At 41.2% G+C, this 22491-nt stretch carries 14 protein-coding genes; 1 reads left to right on the top strand and 13 read right to left on the bottom strand.

The features are described from left to right. Positions 1-199 precede the first annotated feature (199 nt). From UYK_RS0112750 to UYK_RS0112695, 11 genes are all read right to left on the bottom strand, one after another. Positions 200-391, bottom strand: coding sequence for a hypothetical protein (locus UYK_RS0112750; RefSeq protein WP_009458830.1), 192 nt, complete (start codon positions 389-391; stop codon positions 200-202). 433 nt (positions 392-824) lie between these two features. Continuing rightward, a complete protein-coding gene (locus UYK_RS0112745; RefSeq protein WP_009458831.1) occupies positions 825-1610 on the bottom strand; it encodes a peptidylprolyl isomerase in 786 nt (261 codons plus the stop codon). A 70-nt stretch (positions 1611-1680) separates the two neighbouring features. Then, a complete protein-coding gene (locus tag UYK_RS0112740; RefSeq protein ID WP_009458832.1) occupies positions 1681-3213 on the bottom strand; it encodes a beta-barrel domain-containing protein in 1533 nt (510 codons plus the stop codon). Between the two features lie 159 nt (positions 3214-3372). Continuing rightward, positions 3373-6441, bottom strand: coding sequence for a peptidase domain-containing ABC transporter (locus UYK_RS0112735; protein WP_016871517.1), 3069 nt, complete (start codon positions 6439-6441; stop codon positions 3373-3375). A gap of 1487 nt (positions 6442-7928) precedes the next feature. Further along, positions 7929-8684: a foldase protein PrsA gene (locus UYK_RS0112725; RefSeq protein ID WP_009458834.1), complete on the bottom strand. Its 756-nt coding sequence runs from the start codon at positions 8682-8684 to the stop codon at positions 7929-7931. Positions 8685-9550: 866 nt separating this feature from the next. Beyond that, on the bottom strand, positions 9551-9748 hold the full coding sequence (locus UYK_RS0112720) for a hypothetical protein (protein ID WP_016871515.1): 198 nt from the start codon (positions 9746-9748) through the stop codon (positions 9551-9553). 845 nt (positions 9749-10593) lie between these two features. Next, positions 10594-13734 (bottom strand): translation initiation factor IF-2, encoded by a 3141-nt coding sequence (infB, locus tag UYK_RS0112715; protein WP_009458836.1) that lies wholly within the window; start codon positions 13732-13734, stop codon positions 10594-10596. A 423-nt stretch (positions 13735-14157) separates the two neighbouring features. Next, complete coding sequence (locus tag UYK_RS0112710; RefSeq protein WP_009458837.1) at positions 14158-14433, bottom strand: YlxR family protein; 276 nt, start codon at positions 14431-14433, stop codon at positions 14158-14160. A 15-nt stretch (positions 14434-14448) separates the two neighbouring features. Further along, the gene (nusA, locus tag UYK_RS0112705) at positions 14449-15753 is read right to left on the bottom strand and encodes a transcription termination factor NusA (RefSeq protein ID WP_016871513.1); all 1305 of its coding nucleotides are present in this window, start codon (positions 15751-15753) and stop codon (positions 14449-14451) included. 231 nt (positions 15754-15984) lie between these two features. After that, on the bottom strand, positions 15985-16446 hold the full coding sequence (gene rimP, locus UYK_RS0112700; RefSeq protein ID WP_009458839.1) for a ribosome maturation factor RimP: 462 nt from the start codon (positions 16444-16446) through the stop codon (positions 15985-15987). A 209-nt stretch (positions 16447-16655) separates the two neighbouring features. Further along, positions 16656-18071, bottom strand: coding sequence for a hypothetical protein (locus UYK_RS0112695; protein ID WP_009458840.1), 1416 nt, complete (start codon positions 18069-18071; stop codon positions 16656-16658). 354 nt (positions 18072-18425) lie between these two features. Here UYK_RS0112695 and UYK_RS0112690 point away from each other — a divergent pair, with 354 nt between their 5' ends. Further along, complete coding sequence (locus tag UYK_RS0112690; protein WP_009458841.1) at positions 18426-19052, top strand: peptidoglycan-binding domain-containing protein; 627 nt, start codon at positions 18426-18428, stop codon at positions 19050-19052. 329 nt (positions 19053-19381) lie between these two features. Here UYK_RS0112690 and UYK_RS0112685 read toward each other — a convergent pair whose 3' ends face one another. Both UYK_RS0112685 and UYK_RS0112680 read right to left on the bottom strand, forming a co-directional pair. Beyond that, positions 19382-20275, bottom strand: coding sequence for an SDH family Clp fold serine proteinase (locus UYK_RS0112685; protein ID WP_009458842.1), 894 nt, complete (start codon positions 20273-20275; stop codon positions 19382-19384). Positions 20276-20564: 289 nt separating this feature from the next. Then, positions 20565-22367 (bottom strand): serine/threonine-protein kinase, encoded by a 1803-nt coding sequence (locus UYK_RS0112680; protein WP_016871512.1) that lies wholly within the window; start codon positions 22365-22367, stop codon positions 20565-20567. Positions 22368-22491 lie beyond the last annotated feature (124 nt).

Below are 22491 nucleotides of genomic sequence, written 5' to 3'. Positions count from 1 at the left end.
GTTTTGGACGAATATAATTCGCTATTAGGCTAAGTTCGCTAAGAAAGACTAAAGGAAAATTGCGATTTTCCTTTAGGCACTTATTACAGCACATGGCTTGCAATTGCAAACATCGCTGAGTGTGAATCAAGTTTGACTTCAAGAGATATCGTATTAGTAATCAATCAAAAATAGATTGATTACATTTTTGATAACCTTACTAGTCGTACTTAAAGAACTTCCGGTCGCCGGCTACAGCAACAGAAGTTGCAACAGCAAGATTACGGATCTTCTTCTTACCGTTGTCGTCGTCATCGTCATTGTTCTTGTCGTACCAGTCGTAGTCGTGACCGCCACCAATCACTTTACTAGATTCAACAGCTTCGATGTGATTTAAATCAAAGAGATTCATGGTTTATCCTGGGAATTAATTCATCGTGCTTATTGTTTTTGGTGCAACCAAATCTATATTTTTGGTTACGTTTTTAATATAGCTTATCTTCAGAAAAAAAGCACTACATTCTGACTGTTTTGCAATAAAAATAATTAATCAAAAATCTAGTTTTATTTTGTTGGTAATAATTTTTTAATATAAGCAAAAAAATTAAAAGCTAAATAATAAAAACTGACGAAAAAGTTTATCTTTGTCGTCTAAAGAGTTATTAATTACATTGATTTAATCAGTATAGTTAAGCTTGATTCTTTATTGTATTTCTGATTGCTTGTATATATTTTAATCAAAAATCATGTTTGTAATTTATAGTTTTTGTAAATCATAATTACCCATTTACAATCTGCATAAAGTAATTGATAAACTATTATTTAACTGTTGGTAAATAGCAAGATTAAGCTTGTTTCTGCACTTTATCTTGTGATTGTAAATTATTTATATCTGTGTCTAACTCAATCACAATATCCATGCTAGTGATTTGTTGTTTTAACCAATCAGAAAATAAATCCGAAATGATTTGTTGCCGTAACTCATCATCTAATTGGGGTTGAATGATTTCTTCAACCCAAATTAAATACACTCCCTTAGGAGTGGTAATTGGTTTGAGAATTTGAGGTGGAGTTGCTGCAAACACAGCAGCTGCAATTTCTGGACGAAATTCGTGGCGACGTCGAACTCCCTGATATCCACCAGCGCGACGTAATTCTGGAGTTTGAATATATTGACGAGCGATATCTGAAAAACTGATTTCGTCTTCTTCTATCTCAAAAAATAGTTCTAAAGCCAAGTCTCTATCTTCAAGGATGACTTCATAAGTGGCAGCACTGAGGTATTCTAGTTGATGTTGGTAAAAAAACTTTTCGACATCAGCCGAAAATAAATGATTGGCTAACTTGTTGGAGAGAACTTGATTGTAAATTAATTCTTCAAACTCATCTAAAGAGAGATGATGTTTTTTGAGCCATTCCCAGGTATCTTTTGCTTTGATGAGTTTCTTCTCTAAGCGCAGTTTGTCTCCTTCTTGTTGTAGTTCTGCTTTCTCGATTTGAATACCAACTTCCTTAGCTACTTCGGCAATGATTTTTTGAGATGCGATCGCCTCCACAACCTCAGGAATTTGGCACGAAAGTTTGATGTCGTGAATCATGTCTGAACAAGTAATGGTCAGATGCTTAAGCATGATGCAGCCCCTCTAAGTAATTTTGTTGTTTGGCAAGATAACCAAGCAACTATCAACCACCAACCAATAACTAAAGCTTCAAACCATCTTTTCGCAGTCGCTGGAATGGATCTAAGACAAAATCAATTACCCGTCGTTGACGAATAATGACTTCTGCGGTTGCTGTCTGACCAGGATTCAATAGAATACGTTGGTTGCCATTTTGCAGATACTGCTGATTCAAAGCAATATTTAACTCAAAGCTTTCTTGTTGACCTTGGGGTGTTTGACTAACTTTCGAGTCGGGAGATATCCAAGTAACTTTACCTTGGGCAATGCCATACTCTTGGAAAGGATAAGCATCAAACTTGATCTTGACTGGCATTCCCACCTTCAAAAAGCCGCTTTGCTGACTAGGCATCTGGGCTTTAATTATCAGAGGCGTATTTTTGGGCGCAATTTGGGCTACTCTTTGACCAAGTTGTACTACCGCCCCTGGCTTGCTGACTGGCAATTCAAAAATTGTGCCATTAATAGGCGATCGCACTATTCGCTGCTGTAACTGTAACCTTAAAGATGTGACCTGACTTTTGGCTTGAGCAATTTGAGATTCTAAGGTAGTGATTTGTGTTTGTAGGTCTTTGAGTTGTTGCTCCTGTTTGAGAATCGCCAATTTACCAGCTTGCAATAAGCTTTGATAATTGCTTTGCTCCTGTTGTAATTTTAGTTTTGCTTGCTCAATTTCAGACTCTAACTGATTTATAGTTGCTTGATAACGGCTCTGTTCTTCCGCGAAGCGCAGTTGGGCTTGTTTAATGTCAGATTGAGCCTTGTGGTATAACTGCTTGCTTTCCTGTTGCTCTTTTTTGAGTTGATCAATTTGAGTTATAGAAACCGCACCATCCCGCAACAACTTACTAAAGCGATCAACAATTCTGGAATCTATACTCAAACGTCCTTCAGCTGATTTTAGGTCATTGTGACTTGTGTTAATTTGTTGCTGTGCTTGGTTGAGTAATGCCTGTTTCTCTAGCTTTTGTAGGTTATAGAGACGCTGTTTTGCTTCCAGGTCTTGTTTAGCCTGGTTCACTTGGGATAGCTTTTCTAAAGCTTGAGATTGGTTCTGTTGCTTCTGGACACTCAGTGCCAACTGGAGTTGGTTTTTGATGACATCATACTGCAACCGTTGATTGAGTAATCCAGTTAGTTTCTCTTGGGCTTGGTGGAGTTCGGTTTGTAAGATATCAGAGTCAAGTTCCAGCAGAACCTGCCCAGCTTGGACAGTATCACCTTCCTTGATTCTGACAGCCTTGACACTACCACTTACCAAAGCATCTAATTTCTGCGTTGAACCTTGAGGTTCTATACGTCCTCTGGCATTACTAGTCTCATCTACTTTGGCAAGTACTGACCAAGGTAAAGCAAGGGCAGTAAAACCTAACAGTGCATACAGAACACCACGAGTCCAAATTCTGGGTAAGGCATCTAGCAATTCTTCTGTGCCATAATGCCAATCTTGAGTCTGTTCTTTAACGGTCGTAAAATCCTGAGTTTGTGAATTGCTTTGCTTCTCATCCCGTTCATCGGCTAGTGCAGATGAGGAATTAGTGTATGGATGTGGCATAGCTATGTTCTCTAGAGATGTGAGGAAGTAATACAATTTTTGATTTTAGATTTTGGATTGTGAAACATTTATTGGATAAGCGTTTGCGATTTCCATCTGTCGCAATCATTTTTCTGATTGGTATAAGAATTCGGAAGTCGGAACCAACAATCAACCTATTTAAGATAGTTGTTGTTGATTCAGGTAGTAGTAGTGACCTTTTTTGGCGATGAGTTCGTCATGAGTACCGCTTTCTACCAATAAGCCGCGATCCAAAACCAAAATTAAGTCAGCGTTGCGAACAGTAGAAAGACGATGAGCAATGATGATACTTGTGCGTTCTTTCAGAATGGTTTTGAGATTATTTTGAATAATGCGTTCTGATTCTGCGTCTAGGTGGCTAGTAGCTTCATCCAAAAGTAACAAGCGAGGATTTCCCAGTAAAGCACGGGTAATTGCTAGACGTTGACGTTGTCCACCAGAGAGCATTCCACCACCTTCACCGATTTGGGTTTCATAACCCAATGGCAGTTGCTGGATAAATTCATCCGCCCCAGCCATTTGTGCCGCTTGGATAATTTCTGACAAAGAAGCATTTGGATGAGCTATGGCAATGTTTTCGCGGATAGTACCCCCAAAGAGGAAGGTATCTTGGTCTACTACACCAACTTGGGAACGGAGCGATCGCAAGGAAATACTAGTGACATCTTGACCATCGATAAATACTTTGCCATCGGTAGGTGGATATAAACCCAAAATTAATTTGCTCAGGGTCGTTTTCCCAGAACCACTGCGTCCTACCACAGCTACCATTTGTTCTGGCTGAATTTCAAAGCTGATATTTTCTAAAACGTTAGTCTCACTTTCTGGGTGATAGCGAAAGGTAACATTCTGAAAACGAATATAGCCACGCAGACTACCCAAAGATTTCCGGGGTTTATTTTGTAAGTCTTCTTCTGGTTCTGCTTCTAAGACATCATTAATACGTTCAGTGGAAATAACTATTTCCTGTAATTCATTCCATAGCAGTGAAAGCCTTTGAAAAGGACTGATTACGTTACCTACCAGCATATTGAAAGCAATTAATTGCCCAATGGTGAGTTCTTGGTTAATAACTAACGATGCTCCGTACCAGAGTAAAGCGGTATTCACAAAGGTTTCAATCACACCAGTAATCACCGAGAGGCGATTGCTGATTACCTGAGCATTAAAGGCTTTTCTGATTAATTTATTCAGCAGTTCTTCCCAACGCCAGCGCACCGTCTGTTCTATTGCCAATGAGCGAACAGTACGAATTCCTGTCAAGGATTCGATCAGATAGCTGTTTTCTTCTGCCCCAGCATTAAAAATCTCTCTAGAGATGCGGCGTAAAATACTAGTGCTAGCCAGTGCCAAGATAAAAAATGGCGGTACAGTGAACAATACAAACAACGCCATGCGCCAGCTATACCAGAACATCATGCCTAGATAGATTACTAATGTCAGCAAATCCAGCAAGATAGATAATGTCTGACCGGTCAGGAAGCGCTGAATCTTTTCGTTTTCTTGGACGCGGGAGACGATATCTCCGACGTAACGGGACTCAAAATACGAGAGAGGTAAACGGAAGGTATGTTTGATAAACCCTACTAGTAAGGCAACGCTAACGCGGTTGGCAGTATGATCCAGCAAGTACTGCCGTACTCCGTTCATGACCACCCGGAACAAGCCAAAAATGATCATCCCCACAGCGATCGCATTTAAGGTGGTAACGCTGCGTTGTACTAACACCCTGTCTAATAACAACTGGGTGAAGACTGGTGTTACCAATCCAAATAACTGAATCAAGACTGAAGCGATGAAGACTTCTAGCAGTACCCTATGGTGAGGTTTGACTAACTCAAAAAACTTCCACAGGCTAGTAGTTTGGTTTTTGGCATCTTTGAGTAGGGCTGTAGGTTGCAGCAACAATGCATAACCAGTCCAACCCGCTTGAAATTCCTTGGGGGTGAGGGTGCGTTGACCGATGGCAGGATCACCCACAATCACACGCTTTTTCGTCATTTCATAGAGGACGATAAAATGCTTGCCTTCCCAGTGAACAATTGCAGGTAGAGGTTGCTCTGCCAATTTATCAAAACTGGCTTTCACAGGTCGGGTAACAAAACCCAGGCTTTCTGCGGCTGTGGCAATAGCGCGTAGAGATGCGCCACTACGGCTGACGTTGGTCATATCCCGCAGACGATTCACACTAAAGTGCTTGCCCCAATAGCTACCAATCATTACCAAGCAAGCTGCACCACAATCAGAAGCACTTTGTTGGGCATAAAAGGGATAGCGACGGGTCAGGCGTCCCCACCAATGCCCCATTTGCACTTTCGGACTGGGAAAATAAGGGCGTTGTCTTGTTCGGTCTGGCTGTGGTTGTTTTGTAGATGTTTCTGATCCAGGAAAAGGAATAATTTTTCTGTGGCGTTCTGGTTTGTTTACTGGCGGTATTGTTTCCTCATCAATGTCAATTTGTGTTGAATGCGAACCGCCTAATATCTCTAACTGTGGACAGTAATGCAGTGCTGTTTGCCAATTATGACTTTTAAGACAGTAAATAATTGTGGGTGTAACTGCTTGCCAACTAGTTTGTGTTTTGATAACACAAACATCTCCCTGAGTTAGCCTTTGACCATCAGTATTTAGCAGTTCTCCTCGATAAAGCAGCCACAATTGCTGATCTTGGTATAGTTCTACGGGTAGGGAGCCAATTTCCAAACTGTGCCGTTCACATAACGATAAAACTTTAAACATTTCTGGCACAGCAGGTATCTGAAGCTGTGATGAGTTTTGGCTATAACTAACCAACCAATCCCAAATTTCTGCTTTTTGATAAAGGCGATCGCCGATTTGAGCAGAACTATGCATCAATCGTTGCAGTATTTCACCCCTGATGAAGCACAATTTTAAGCGATGGGAAGCTCTAGCTACATATGGCTGGAATTCTGCTGTGGGAAACAGGGTTATTTCACCAAATGTTTCTCCTTTCGTCAGAGTGGCGATCAAGTTATCACAGCTATCTAGCAGTCTAACTTTACCTGCCATGACAATATAAATTCCAATTTCACCTTCTGTGGCTTGCCAAAACTGCTTTGCTACAGGTGGTTCTATAATTTCTGCTCCCGCCAAACAGTCCTCTAATTCCTTTGTTGAGAGCATCTCACCGAAAGTTATGGTGAGTTGTTGAGCCACTAGTTGTTGCTCAGAAAACACAGATAACACTCGCTCACCTCCAACAATGAATTTTTTTGGATACCAGCCTATTGGTCAATCACAAAATCCGGGCACACAATTTCACTGCAACTGTTTTTGCAATTCTTATGGTCAAGGTTTCACAGCTGCAAAATTAGTTAGCTCTAAAAAGCTAAGTTAGCAGTACCCTCATAAACTCTGTGTTTCTTAGAAGTTGTGAAATTATAAAATAGACGTCGCTACTAGAAGACATCGATGCTGAACTGACAGGTGGTAGGATATAACCTTGAACATGTAAGCAAAAAGCATGGCTGTTGTAAACTTCAAAGACAACAGTAAAATCCATTTCTAGCTCTTTGAAATGTTCACTTGGTGTATGGTACTGCACAAGGTTGACTACGATTTAAATCCAAGTCGATCTTATGACCTTGCATTTTGAACTTCACGCCATTTATCATTAGCCATTGGTATTTAATATTCACTAATGACAAATGATTTATGATGGCGACCAGCAGTTTTGAGAAAGATGTTATTGCATCGAAGTTTACCCAAGTCTAACAAGAGTCTGTCTGTTTTGTAGAAGTAATGCGTGTTTAAGTGCGATCGCTAGTTAGCAAGAGAATTTGCCCTAGCTTAGACCAAAAAATTGAGAATCGAAATATTATTCATAAAACCATTGCAACCCCTATTTTTGTGTTTCAAGACTTTCCTAGTAATCTATCAAAAGACTGAATTACTTAACAAAATATCCTTTTTAGTAAAATGAAACACAACGCTTTTCTAAAAACTTACTGTTGTGCAAAAGTATGATTTTTCCAAGCTATAGTAATCCGATTTTATCTGGTGAATTTACTCATATAGGCAGGCAATAGGCAACAGGTAATAGGAAAAGCATATGGTCATGCTTAAGCTCAAAATGTACGGATTATTTTCAAAAATCCAATAGGAGTCCTATATACATGTTTGCTATATTTAATTGGTACTTTGTGATGTCACTAAGTTGTTGAAAACTGTATTATTAGCCAAAGTTTTGGCAAAATCAGGAAATTATGTTGATAAAATCAAGCCTTTGACTAAAATACTGCAATAAATAATTCAGTCTCAACTGATAGTTCTTAGCCACTACAATTATTCTGTATATGTATATAATTTTCAATATATTTTTATTAAATTTACAAGACTTGCTTCTTATTGCATTATTTCTTTATCAACTCTTCAAAAAGTAGTTTTGTAAAATAAGATTTCATAGATTTAGAAAAAAGTAAAAAAAAGATATTAAAGCCTAAAAACAAAACTCTCGTTGAGTAAAGTTGTCTAAATTCTTGATTTTGAATATTTTTTATTCTTTTTGTCACTTTAATCAAAATCAAGACTGAGAGATTTTGGAATTGACTCATTTCAATATATCGATCACCATGTAATATCAGTGTTTATCTGGCAAATAATTGAATTTGATGTATCAAAAAAATACAACTTAAAAAACTATTTTGTGTATCTATAATATATCTCAAATGAATCTAGAATGTATCTATATATATTTCATAAGAATTTAACAAATTCTCTACTTCACCAGCCAACCACTTTTGAAACATATTATTGATAATTTCTTCATATCTTTGAGGTGTTAATTCTGCTGCTATCACTTCTTCAATCATCAAAATATGGTAGCCTTGTTCACTTTTCAACGGACCAATTATGCGTTTAGGAGGAGTTCCTAATACAACCTCAGCGATATTTGCTTGGATAGCCCAACGATAAATTTTCCCTTCATAACCACATTTTTGTCTACGATGCTCATCAATATCATAAATGTGAGCCGCTTCATAAAAACTAATTTCACCTTCTTCAATTTGGTAATAAAGTTCTTGAGCGAGTTTTTCACACGTCACTATTATTTGATAAAGAACTATTTGCTCGAATTCTTGGCGATTTTGGTTAAAAAACTTTTCTACCTCTTTAGCAAACAGTGTTTGTGCTAATTTTGGTGCTAGCAGTTGATTACGAATTCCAATTTCCCAATCATAAGGACTAACAAGTTGCTTAGCCAACCATGTCAATGTATCTACAGCTTTTTCTAAACGCTGTTCCCGACGTTGGCGATCTGCCTCAATTTCAATTTCTTCTGTGGTTACAATTATGTCCTTCTCTTGGGCGACCTTGTTTATAATTCTTTGATATAAAATTTTTTGACATACTTCCCTCAAACTCATTTCACTTTTGAGGTAGTTAATAATTTCCTCAGGAGAAATACCTATTTGAGAAATATCAGTCATAGATTTTCAAGACGGATTTGGGATTACGAAATATTCACGCTTCTCTGATATCTTGCACCAGATTTTCAGAGTGCCAATAAATTTATTTATTGGCTAATAGCTAAAGTCAGATAAATCTGACTCAGAAAGTGTTTGAGTCCCTTGAAACGGACTTGTGCTATTAGCCTTGGAATTTATTCCAAGGCGGGATATGTATGGCCTAGGTGCTTAGGATAAGGTAAAAGGCAAGAGGTGATAAGTGAAGATGCATAGTTCTGAATTCTTACCTTTAAGCCGTAGAGAAAGAAAAGATTCCGATTTAAGTCGGAATTAACAGTCCCTAAAAACGACGCTACACACCTATGGAATTTGAAAATTACACTTGTGAGTTTCAAATCCGGAGTTAGGCTTGAGGTAAGTTAATTCAAACCTTTTACATATAATAGGTGTATAAGAGTTTAGGAGTGTAAGAGGATTTCTCAAAAAGAGCCAGTTGAACTTGGTAGCAGGAGATTGGAGGCTCAGCCTCCTAGCTATTGCAACAGGTACAAAATGTAAATTATAAATTAACTAACTTATATACTTTGAAGTCATTTGAGATAAACCAAAACAAAATTATCATCAAGAAACTCTTGATTAATAGACTAATTAGGCATTAAAGAACCGGCTTTCTACTGCTCCACTTTTTCGATAGAAAAAGATGAATTCTAACTGTAGAAAACGCTGAAAATTTTCATACATATCCCCCACTTACCAGATAGGGCTGTTTGTGTATCCATATACCTTTTGAGGCAAAGGCTTTTTGTCACATACACACATCTTTAGTTAGGGGAGAATAGCAATAGTTAATTTTGCTATCTAGGAAATAAGCTACAAGTGATGTATTTTCAGTAAGCTAAATTTTCTAAAGTTTCTCGTAGATACCTCTGCACCTGTTGTTCCAGGGTAAGTTTTTGGAATTGAGTATCGCGTTCCAACAACCAGCGCTGGAAACCAGAACTAGCGGCGATCGCATTCTTTAAATGAGCCCAAATTTGAGGATTATCAGATGATTGGCGATCGCCAGAAGTTTGAATTAGAGCCATAGGTTTTTGTCCTTAGTTTTAGCTTAATTGGTAGACTTACTCACATCCTTAATTATGTATACCTCTTACAAATTAAGTAGATACACTTTTGTAGGAAAGGTTAAAGGGTATTATTGCCTGCACTCCTGTGATTGTGAAACATTGCCAAACCTGTTATTAAGGCTAATACTTCTATGGCAGCAAATTCTGTTTCATTTGTGACTAAAAGCGACGTTATGCTTACAGTAAATTGCTGAGAACAATAATATTGCTTAAAAACAGCAAAACAGCTTTAATCGGTTTTAACCCTTGCAAATATAAAATTAGAAACCTGGTAAAATTTGCTACGGTGATAGTAAAATTTGAACATAATATCTTCTAATTTAAATTAACTATCATTACTGCCAAGTCAAATCCCCATGGGGGAAAGCCTACATAAAATGAGTGTACGAAAATATCAATCTTCCTACACCCCTACACCTATTTTCAAGACAGCTATTCATGAAATTTGGTACACAACCAAACATGGAAATTCTTACCCCTTCTGCCCTCAGCCTTATTTTCAAGCTAGACCCCCACGGGCTATTTATCCCACAACGAGGGAATCAAAACAGTCTTTCCTTCTGCCTCCTGCCATCTGCCCTCAGCCTTAATTTCAAGCTAGTAAAAATGGAAGTTTATAAATTTAATAAAATTAATTTTTGTTACTGAACTAATTAAATTATAGTTCTGGCTTGGGGAAAGGTGATCAAGCCAGAGAGAGATTTGATAAATATGGGTTTGACATGGAGAGTTTTGCTATCAACTTTCCATGTCCGGTGTTTAGCCCAGATACGAAGTGTTCACTTCTTCTCCCAGCCACTGTTTTATCTCGCCGCAGCCGAGAGGGTACGACGCTTAGTCACCATCTGGTAGGCTTCGATGATATCGCCTTCCGTCCAGTCACTGTATTTATCGATGCCAACACCGCACTCAAACCCTGTGTTGACCTCGCGGGCATCTTCTTTCATGCGCTTCAGCGAATCCAGAATTCCTTCGTAGACAACTTTACCGCCACGACGTACTCGCACTTTGCAGTTGCGAACCAGTTTGCCAGATTGGACATAACAACCAGCAACAGCTCCGCGACCAACAGGGAAGACAGCACGTACTTCTGCTTGACCCAGAGGTTCTTCTACTAACTCTGGTTCTAGCAGACCTTCTAAAGCACCTTGGATGTCTTCTAGAAGTTTATAGATGATGTTGTATTCTCGTACATCTACACCAGCTTCATCGGCAGCTTGTCTCGCACCACTAGCGTAAGTGGTGTTGAAGCCAATAATAACGGCTCCACTAGCAGCGGCCAGATCAATATCTGTCTGGGTAATTTCTCCAGCAGCAGCCAACAGCAAGCGGATTTGGACTTCGTTTTGTGGAATTTGCTTGAGTGATCCCACAATTGCCTCGACTGAGCCTTGGACATCTGCCTTAAGGATCAAGTTGAGTTCTTTCAACTCGCCTTCTTGAGCTTGAGCTGAGATCCCAGCCAAGGTAACGCGGCCTTGCATGAGGCGGGATTGACGCTGTTTCTCTGCACGCTCATTAGCGAGTGCGCGTGCTTCTTTTTCGTTGTGGAAGACTTCAAACTCATCTCCGGCTGCTGGCACGTCACTTAAACCGAGTACCTCAACAGCAAAAGAAGGAGTCGCAGCTTCTACTTTTCTGGCTCGATCATCGATCATGGCTCGCACTTTACCAAATACCGAGCCAGCCACAAGGATATCGCCTACCCGCAGGGTACCATTCTGCACTAACAGAGTTGCAACCGCGCCTTTGGCTTTATCGAGGTGAGCTTCAATCACTGTTCCCTTAGCAGGACGATCTGGGTTAGCAGACAGTTCTTCTACTTCTGCGACCAACAGGATCATCTCAAGTAGCGTATCCAGATTTTCACCTTTGATCGCACTTACAGGAACCATGATTGTATCACCGCCCCATTCCTCTGGGGTCAGACCATAATTAGTCAATTCTTGCTTAACTCGGTCTGGTTGAGCGCCTTCTTTGTCGATTTTGTTAATTGCAACAACAATAGGCACTTCTGCGGCTTTAGCGTGGCTAATAGCTTCAATTGTTTGGGGACGGACACCATCATCAGCGGCCACAACTAAAATGGCAATGTCTGTAACCCGCGCTCCCCGCGCCCGCATGGCTGTAAAGGCTTCGTGACCAGGTGTATCTAAAAATACTACTTGCTGGACTTTGCCATCATGTTCTACGTCTACGTGGTAAGCACCGATGTGTTGTGTAATACCACCTGCTTCCCCAGCAGCTACCTTGGTATTACGAATTGAATCGAGCAAGGTAGTTTTACCGTGGTCTACGTGACCCATAATTGTCACCACTGGAGGGCGTCTCTGAAGGTTTTCCAGATCTGCCACGTCGATCATTTCTGTGACTTTACGGGCTTCAGCTTCTGGTTGTTGGGTTTCGACTTCTGTACCTAGTTCGTTGGCGATTAAAGTAATTGTGGGGATATCCAAACTTTGAGTGATACTCACCGCCATGCCTTTGAGGAACAGAATTTTGACAATTTCTGTGTCAGCAACTACCAATGCATCAGCCAACTCTTGCACGGTCATCGTGCCTGTGACAATTAGTTTTTCAGGACGTTCGCGCTTTTGCTCCTGTGGGCGACGTTGTTGGTCACGAGCGGCAGCAGGGGCTTTTTTGGTTGGCTTCGGAGCAGCGACAACAGCAGCAGGCTGTGCTGGTTTGCTAGTTTTCGGTTTAGGCGGACGGACGATCGCATTACTGACCGCCACAGCAGCAGCAGCTAGCTCTGCATCTTCATCATCAAGGAAATCTTCTTCAAAGTCCTCGTCATCAACAATAGGCTTGATACGTTTGCCTTTAGCGCCGACTTTAGCCTTGCCAGTTTCTTTGACTTCGTCAATTTCTTCTTCCGGCTGCCACTTTTTACCAGTTTTTGGTTGACGTGGAGGTGTGGGACGCTTGAGTTCGATGATTTCTGGAGTGTCTTGTTCTGTCTCTGTTTCTACCTCGTCGACGATCTGTGATTTTACTGGTGATACTGGCCCAGGTTTTTGTGGTCCTACTGCTGCTGGTGCGGGAGTTGGACGTGTTGGCGGCTTGGGTCTTGGGGTATCTCCCGCAACGGGGACTCCTTTATTACCTTTTTGCTCCGACTTTGGCTGTCCGGTGACTGGACGCGCTGGCCTTGGCGGCTGTTGAGTGGTCTGTCCAGCCTCTACGTTTGTGCCAGGTTGTGATTTTCCCTTACCTTTGACCTGGTCTCGAGTCTGATCGCGATCGCGCTTCAGGATAGGTCTTTCTGGTTGATGAGGCTGGGGCGTGGTTTCCGGTTTATCCGCAGCAGGCCTTGTGGGTGGAGCAACCAGTTGTGGTTTTTGGGGTTTTTCTGGTTTCGGCTTATTTGGTGCAGGGGAAGTTGGTTCTGGTTTTTCCGCTGCCATTTTCTCCTTAGGCTGGTTTGACTTGGGCGTATTGTCTGCGTCTAGAGCAGCAGTTTCTTTGATTGCCTCAGACTGATTTCGGGAAACAGGTCGAATGGGTGCCGTCGGCTTCATGGATGAGACTGGTGTGGCGAAAGGTCTGGGGGGTAACAGAGGGTTAACTTCAGAAGAAGCAAATTGACTATTGGTAGCAGCTGACGCCTCAAGGGCGTTGCCGGGGCTATTTTTAGGTGGTTTTGGTTTGCGAATTTCTAACAATTCTTGTTTTTGGGATGCAGCTGGTCGATTGCGAGATGGTATTTGTGCTGTATTTGGCTTATGACTAATTGCACCATGATGCTCTTTTTTTGACATCTGGTGCGTAGCCGCCACTTTTTCCGCTTGAGAACGAATGCGTTCTGCTTCGGATTCTGTGATTGTGCTGCTATGGCTTTTGACCGCGATATTGAGCTGGTCGCAAATTGCTAATAGCTCTTTGTTATCCAAATTCAATTCCTTTGATAATTCGTAGATTCTAACTTTGCCGTTGTTCATCCACTCTTCCCCTATAATTTACAGTTTTGGCGGATGGATGCCAGCTTTTACGACATCTCCATCCTTTGATTACTGTTTTTAGGTTGCCGTTTTGTTGCCGGTGCCTCCAATCAGGAAAGAGAGATGTTTCGGTTTAAGGCTGGCATCGCCACCTAAAACGATGGTTGACGCCGGACTGCGCGTGGGCGCTACCAGATTGCAATTTTTTATGTTTTTGTTTTGCTGATTCTGAGTCTTCCACAACACATTGAGCGTAAGTCTATGTTTTGAGTGTTGCTTCGCCCCCTTTAAGTATTTAAAGAGCGATTTGCCAGACACCCTATTACTATTTTGGCATTAAATACGAGCATAATAGAGGATGTAGCGATAGCGCTTGGGGTGCGGCTGTCGGCACAATTCCCCTGGGGATGACCGCCTAAGCAGTTAATGCTCGATTTGATTTGGGAGATTACTTTGGGATAGGCGCTGCCACAATGTTTGATACAGTGTTTCTGGCACTGATGCATGTAGCGATCGCCCGAGTTTGTTTTTTTTCTGAGCTGCACTTAAACAACCCATATGAGGGCATATATAGGCTGAACGCCCCATGCCCTCATCTAATTGTACCTGCCCAGAAGGAAAGACGCGGACAATCCGCCAAAACTCATTTTTTAGACCCACTTTGCGACAACTGATACAACGTCGATAGTTTGGTTTCATTTAATAATGTTTTAACTATTCTGCATCGCGATCATAAAGTTCGTCTTCAATTTCGTTGTCTAATTCATCTTCTAACTCTGGTTGATTTTCATCTTTCAATTCCTCCTCGTCTAATTCTTCCTCCTCCATTTCCTCAAGTTCTGCGGCGTATTTCGCTCTAGCAGCAGCAAATTTACTATCTTCTGCTGCATGATCATACTTAGCTTTGTCTTTAATATCTATTTTCCAACCAGTTAAACGAGCAGCCAAGCGGACGTTTTGTCCTTCTTTGCCAATTGCTAAACTTAGTTGATCTTCTGCTACCAGGACGTGAGTTTGCCTAGTTTCTGGGTCCATCAGACGCACTTCATCTACTCGTGCTGGGCTCAAGGCATTGGCAATGTAGGTAGCAGGGTCTGGAGACCAGCGAATGACATCAATTTTTTCACCTCGCAACTCGTTGACTACTACTTGAATTCGCGATCCGCGGGCGCCAATACAGGCACCTACGGGATCTACATCCCGATCCAAGGTATCTACAGCAATTTTAGTCCGAGGTCCGACATGACGGGATGGGGGGTTAGCTTCCCGCGCCACTGCGACAATACGTACGACTTCATCTTCAATTTCTGGCACTTCGTTGGCAAACAAATAAACTACTAAACCCGCGTCAGCCCTAGATACTAATAGCTGTGGTCCGCGTTGCTGACCTTGAGAAACTTTTTTTAAATAGACTTTGAATGTAGCACCAATCCGATAATTGTCGTTAGGTAGTTGTTCACGCTTGGGTAATTCTGCTTCTACTTCAGGCTGACCAAAACCACTGCTTACAGCCAGGATCACTGATTGCCGCTCAAACCGCAATACTCTGGCTTGTAGAACTGTTCCTTCTAAATCTTGGAACTCTTCTTGAATTAATTGCCGTTGCTGATCCCGCAGTTTTTGCGCCAATACTTGCTTGGTTTGCATTGCTGCCATCCGGCCAAATTCCCCTTGGTCTGGGGTAACATCTAGTACTACTTCTTGACCCAATTGTGCTTCTTCGCCTCCCATGTCTTGCACCTGTTGCAAGGCAATTTCATGGTCATTGTTGGTGACTTGTTCAACTATTGTTTTAGTCGCAACGACGCGAAAACCTTCTTCTTCTACATCTAGTTGGACATCAAAATTTTCAAAGTAATCTTCATCAAATTGTTTGCGGTCTAAATTTTGGGCGCGACGATAACGTTCATAACCTTTTAATAGCGCTTCTCGAATGGCTGATTGCACTGCCATCCGAGGTAAATTACGCTCTCTACTTATACTTTCAATTAACTCTTTTAAACCAGGTAAACTAACCATTGACATAAGCAATCTCCTTAAATAATTAGGGTTCTGGGATTGGTGATTAGGCACTGGCGAATGAGAAGGCAAGTCAAACTAGGGGAAGAAGACAAGGATCGCCAGGAGAGGAAGACGCAGAGAATTTATCAAAAATATTCTCCCTGTCTCCCTTGTTCTCCTTGTCCTCCTTCCCTTGTCTTCTCCCGATCCCGATCACCGATCCCTGATCACCAATCCCTTTCCCCTCTCCTATCGGCGCTCATCCAACCGCACTTTGGTAACTTGAGTCAGGGGAATTGCGATCGCCCGACCTTTTTGATTTAAATAAACAGATGTTTCATCCCGACGAATTAATTGCCCAGTCCACTCTTGCTGTCCCTCGTAGGGCGGGGAGGTGGAAACTATCACGGGAAACCCTTTGAAGGAAATAAATTCTCTGTCTGTTGTTAATTGTCGGGAGATACCAGGACTGGATACTTCCAAAACATAGGTATCTGGAATGACTTCTGCCGCATCTAGAGTTGCTTCTAAAGCGCGGCTCATCCGTTCGCAATCATCCAGCCCGGTGTCTTGGTGTGGGTTGCGAATGTCCACCCGCAAAACTGGTGGACGTTGGTTGGTGTGAAAAACTACCCCAACGATCTCTAATTCCAGTTCTTCTGCTACTGGTGTGGCCAAATCAATAATTTGTGGGACTAAAGGATGAGTCATGCGACAATTCCAACAAAAAAAGTGGGTGTTTACCCACTTCCTGCGATAGGGATATCTTCCAAGAAGTCTTTAGACGAATCAAAGTTGATTCGCCTCTCTTTGAGTGTAGCGTATTTTTTTTTTGGCGAGAAGCAAGAAAGAATTTGTTGGTGGTTGTTGGTGGGGTTATTATTGGACTCCTCCCACTCCTCCCAGTCCCCATCACCCCATCACCCCATCTCCCGTGCCTTACTCCCCACGCTCCTCAACTGCCTAGTTTGCTCTAAAATTTTATTAAAATCCTCTTGGGATAGGCGTCTGACGTAGTTCAGCTTGACTTCCTCTAAAAAGTCTACAAGTAAGCTTTGCAGTTCTAGCAGTACGTGTTTTTGTTGTATTTGCTCTCCTAAGGCTTCACTAAAGCGTTGCACTAACTGACTAGAGAGTTTTGCGGAAACAGGATCTTCCACTGTAGTCACAAGAGCATTGTATAGATTTGTGGTGATTTGAGTTGCTAATTGCTCACTCAATTGTGTTTGTATTTTTGTTACTCCAGGCAAGTTTTGCAAGTTGCGGTAAATAGGGTAATTATTTAAAGCACGTTCAAGATTGTGCTGCAAAATAGCCACTATTTCTGGTTGAATTTTAGGCAGAACTTGGTAGACGGTAGTTTGTACTAAAATTGCCGCGATCGCTTCTACTTCGTTGACGTTATTTATATCTATATAAGGACGCAAATTCTCTTTTCGCAAAAACCAACTAACTAATTCACCCCGACGAATAGAACCTTGCACCTGGTTAATCACTCTAACTACAACTATTTCAGTGATTTCTTCTGCAAAATTTGATACAATACCCAGGTGGATTTGCTGTCTAATTGGCTGCAAATTTAATATTTGTGCTTTGTCTAAACGAATGATCACAGTTATAGTTCGTAACCAACGCCAAAAAGGTAGTAGTAAAAATAAGTCATACCAGCGCCACAGAATTGCATTCAACCAACTGAAACTAGGATAGCGGCGTTTAATATCATAGCTGCGGATGAGCAATTCCACAGCAAATATGCATACAAAAGGTAAATCAATCAGCCAAAAATAATCAATATATTCACCATTTTCTCCAATTCTCCGATAGTAGTTAGTAGCGACTAAAGGTCTGATTTGTTGGTTAAAAAACATAAATTCATTTGTCCAGCCTTTTTTCACTAAATATTCTTGAGTCCAAAAAATGGCGAATGCTTTTTTAGCAGATTCTTGGTTCATGTGGACACGCATTTGATTTTTGATTTTTTCCAGCGTGCCACTTTTATTAGCCGATGCAAACGGATTATTGACTATCATTTCAACACTCAGACGACGTAACTCAGCTAACTGGGATTCTGCTTCGGGAGACTGTAACCCAGTTTTACTAACCTGATTTTTCAGTTCATCAATTGTGTTGAGATATTTTTCAGTTTCCCTATGAGGTTCAATACCTTTTACTGGATCATAAGCAGTCACAATTAGCGGTACATATTGTAAATATCTATCCCGCCAAGAAATATAGCTTAAATTAAACAAAACTAAGCATAAGTTGATAGTGGCAATAATTGCCATCACTCGTTCAAACCATAGTTTGGAATTATTGAGAGATTTTGAATTAGACATTCTTTCTATCAATATTGTAAGTGGTTATTAGTTAGTAGTTAGTGGTCAGTAGTGAGTCGGTGATTGTAAAGAATCAAATTATCAACAAACATCCAAAAACCAACAGCTAACATTAAAAAACTCTAAATTATGCTGATTTAAACTTTTTCGCATATCTTGTTTTTAAGTAAAAATACTTTTTTCGGATCGAAGATGAAAACTTTTTATACAAATAATCCAATTTTAAACTGAAGATAATGCTATTAATCAAAAATCATTAATATTTCAGCCAAAGTATTTATATAAACTTAAAATGCATCTGTTAGTTCTAGTAACATCAATATTTTGCTGGCTTCATAAAAAGGAGTTTGAATTATGTGGTGTGAATTTGGCAAATCAAGCCTGAGTGTAGCTACTGTTTGCATAGTAACAGTCGCAGCAAGTGTAGCGATCGCACAAACACCTACGACAGTACAGCAACAAATCTATACTCCACAGCAATTTCGCAGTGTACTGCAAGGATTAGGCTATAAAGTTACGGTATCAAATGCACCTCTAACAGATGCGGAAACTAAAAAAGCAATTCAAGAATTTCAAAAGGGTTATAGACTGCAACCAGTGGATGGTATAGCCGGGCCAAAAACCCAAGCATTTGCGGCAAATATTGTCAGGATTCTCCAGGCAAACTTAAATCTGGTGGCTAAACCAAATCCTCTTTTACCTAAAAACCCATTTTATGGACCTCAAACCCAATCCGCAGTCAAGCTTTATCAGAAAAAACTCCAAATTCCCCAAACAGGAATTGCCGACTTAGCATTGCGGCAGAGACTTGACAAAGAGGCTAAGAGGATACTCCAAAATCCATCAGCAGCACCGTCATCTACACCACCATCACCCACAGCAACCCCAACAACAAGTCCGTCACCCACAGCAACACCATCACCCACAGCAACCCCAACAACAAGTCCATCACCCACAGCAACACCATCACCTACACCTTAGATTCAACAAAAGTCGGTAAATTTATTGGTAGTTAGTGGTTAGTAGTAGTCCACCCGATTGATTTTGACAGGTTGTGGTTGTTCAGACCCCCGACTTTTTCAAAAAGTCGGGGGTCTATGACCTCTAATAATTTGTTTGGCAGACTAGTAGTCTGTCAATTTTGAATTGATGGATCACAAAGTTCGTATTCACGACTTTAGTCCTAAAATTTTAAGTACAAAAGTGCTTACTACAAACCCTCAAAACTAGCTTAAAAGAACAGTAGTTAGCAAGTAATTGGTGATTGGTAATAGTGTTTTTATTTACCCATTACCAATTACCCATTACCACTAACGCATTTGAGTTGGTTCTTCTAGCGGTCTACCTTTGGGACTTGGTAGAAGGGGACGACGGTCATCGTAGGGCATGGGGATATATTGTACTGTTGGGCGTCCGCCTTGGGGTTGGGGATACAACTCCATCAAGTCATAAACTATGCGCGGTAGCCCTACTGTTATGGGCAACCCCATTTCTGTTGCTTCTTCAACTGTGATGGGATAGTCATGAGTGACGCGTCCACTTGTCAAGGCTTGGACGATGTTTTCGATATTTTCTGGCTTAACTTTTTGCCTTGGTATATTGTCTTTTAATAGAGTCCGCACAAAGTTTTGTACTTGTTGCATAGCTTTGCGCGACAAGTCTGCCATAATCAGCGTTTGGTCGTCGATTTCACTGATAGGTTTATCTTCTAAAATCTTCAGAATACTTGCTGCGGGGAAATTTCCAAGTTGAGGATCAACAGGTCCTAAAACAGCATTGGCATCCATAATAATTTCATCAGCAGCTAAAGCAAGCATGGTTCCACCACTCATGGCATAGTGGGGTACAAAAACTGTAACTTTAGACGGATGACGAATCAAGGCTCTAGCAATTTGTTCAGTTGCTAAGACTAAACCACCAGGAGTATGCAAAATTAGGTCTATTGGCACATCTGGCGGAGTCAGACGAATCGCCCGCAAAATCTGTTCTGAGTCTTCAATAGTAATATAGCGTGATATGGGTATTCCTAGTAAACTAATAGACTCTTGGCGGTGAATCAGAAAAATAACTCTACTTTTGCGTTGTCGTTCAAATTCTTGAAGGGCGCGGAAGCGTCGATATTCAATCTGACGTTTTTGCCAAATCGGTTGAAAAGACGAAAAAAGCAGAAATATCCAAAACAAATCACCGATACCGAAACTCATAAAATTTGAATACTTAAAAATCACAGTTTAACGTCATTATTGTCCCAATTTTTGAGAACCGGCAGTTCTATCTGGAGAAGCAAAAGCATATTGGGTAATTGGTAATTGGTAATTGGTAATAGTTAGTGGGTAGAGACGCGAGGAACATCGCGTCTGTACATTGGTAGTTAGCAGTTAACAGCTTACTACTCCTCACACTTCTCACCTCACACTCCACCCTTACGGGAAGCCGAAGAAGGTGCGTCTACACACTCCCCCATCTCCCCACTGCCCCTAATCCCCACCTCTCTTACCTGCACTGCCAAATTTTGATGCTGTCGTCATCACTACCACTTACTAAAATTTGTCCATTTGGACTGTAGGCAACGGATCGGATATAGTTCAAATGGCCAGTTAAAGTGTAAGTTTCTTTACCTGTGCTTACGTGCCAAATTTTGATAGTTTTGTCCCAACTACCGCTAGCTAACCACTCTCCGTCAGGACTAAAAGCAAGTGACCATACTGAGTTAGAATGCCCTGTGAGAGTGCAAATTTCTTGACCTGTACTTACTAACCATAGTTTGATAGTAGAATCAGCGCTGCCACTGGCGATCATTTCGCCATCTGGACTAAAAGCAACTGCATTCACAAAAAAGGAATGTCCTCTGAGAGTGCGAATTTCTTGACCTGTATTGATATACCAAAGTTTGACTGTGTAGTCAGCACTACCACTAGCGATAACTTCTCGATTCGGACTCCAAGCAACAGACCAAACAGTATCAGTATGACCAGCAAAAGTCCGAATTTCTCTACCTGTACTGACCTGCCATAGTTTAATCGTACAATCAGCACTGCCACTGGCAAGCATCTGTCCATTTGGGCTAAAGCAGACAGAATTTACACAATTGCTGTGGTTTCTGAGAGTGCGAATTGCTTTTCCAGAACTAACTAACCACAGTTTAATAGTCTCATCCCAACCAGCACTAGCAAGAATTTCTCCATCTGGGCTGAAGGCGACACTACTAACCATACTGGAATGGCCAGAAAACCAACGACCAAGGCTACGCAGTAACTTACCACTCTCCAAATCCCAGAGTTTGATAGTGGTGTCACTACTACCACTAGCTAAAAGCTGATTGTCACTATTAACTGCCACAGTTTGCACCATACTGGCATGGCCTTTGAGAGTGTTTATACATTTCCACTGCCTTTGGCTCGATAAAACAGTAGTTTGAGTGTGTGCTTTGGTAGTAATAATTTGTGTGGGTGGTAAAGATGAATCTTCCTCAAACTCAGAATCTAGTAGATTTAGCCAGTCTTGTACGCTTTGAGGACGCAACTTGGGTTGCAATTCCATACCCCGCAGAATTGCCTGATTTACCTTGTGGCTAAGATTAGGATTGTAGTACTGTGGTGGTTGCAGAGGAATGTTGCGGCGTCTCTCCTCTGCACTAGTTGGTACTATCCCAGTTACCAAACTGTACAAAGTAGCTGCGAGACCATAGACATCAATGTATTCTCCCCGTGGTGCTTCTAATTCGTATTGTTCAGGAGGGGCAAAACCAGGAGTACGATAAACTGTATGTTTCTGTACAACATTGGGAATAAATTCCCTGGCAATGCCAAAGTCAATCAAAACAGCTTCTAATTTACCGTTGCGCAGCATGATGTTGCGTGGCTTAATGTCCCGATGTAGCAAGCCTTTGCGGTGAATCACAGTTACAGCTGCACCCACTTGTCGTATATAAAGTAGTGCTTCTGTTTCTGGCAGCATTCCTACCCGTTGCAAACGTTTACCCATGTCTTCACCTTCGATGTACTCCATCACCATACAAGGCATATTTGCTTCATCGAAGATATTTTCTATTTGAACTATGTGTGGATGGCGACACACAGCTAATCTTACAGCCTCATCCCGAAAGTCAAGCCTTAATTTGTCTCGGTGCGGTTTCCAGGCAGGGTTATTGAAAATTTCCTCTTTTAAGGTTTTAATTACCCGCGGTTCTCCATGTTCGTTGGTGGCGAGGTAAGTGATACCAATTCCACCCTCACCTAGCTTTCTTTGGATGATATAGCGTCCCCCAAACAACCGTTGTCCTGGATTCCAAACCATTAGTAATAATTGCTAAATCTGCTATTTATTTTGACACGACAGCAGCCAACTATGGTTGTAGACACTGGTACTTTTCTGACTTGCCGCTTTATTAAGATTGGGTGACGTGAAAACCTCATTTTTT

The sequence above is a fragment of the Fischerella thermalis PCC 7521 genome (genome assembly GCF_000317225.1).
Classification (GTDB): Bacteria; Cyanobacteriota; Cyanobacteriia; order Cyanobacteriales; family Nostocaceae; genus Fischerella; species Fischerella thermalis.
Note: the sequence above shows the minus strand (reverse complement) of the source record. Positions and strands in the feature narration are given on the sequence as shown.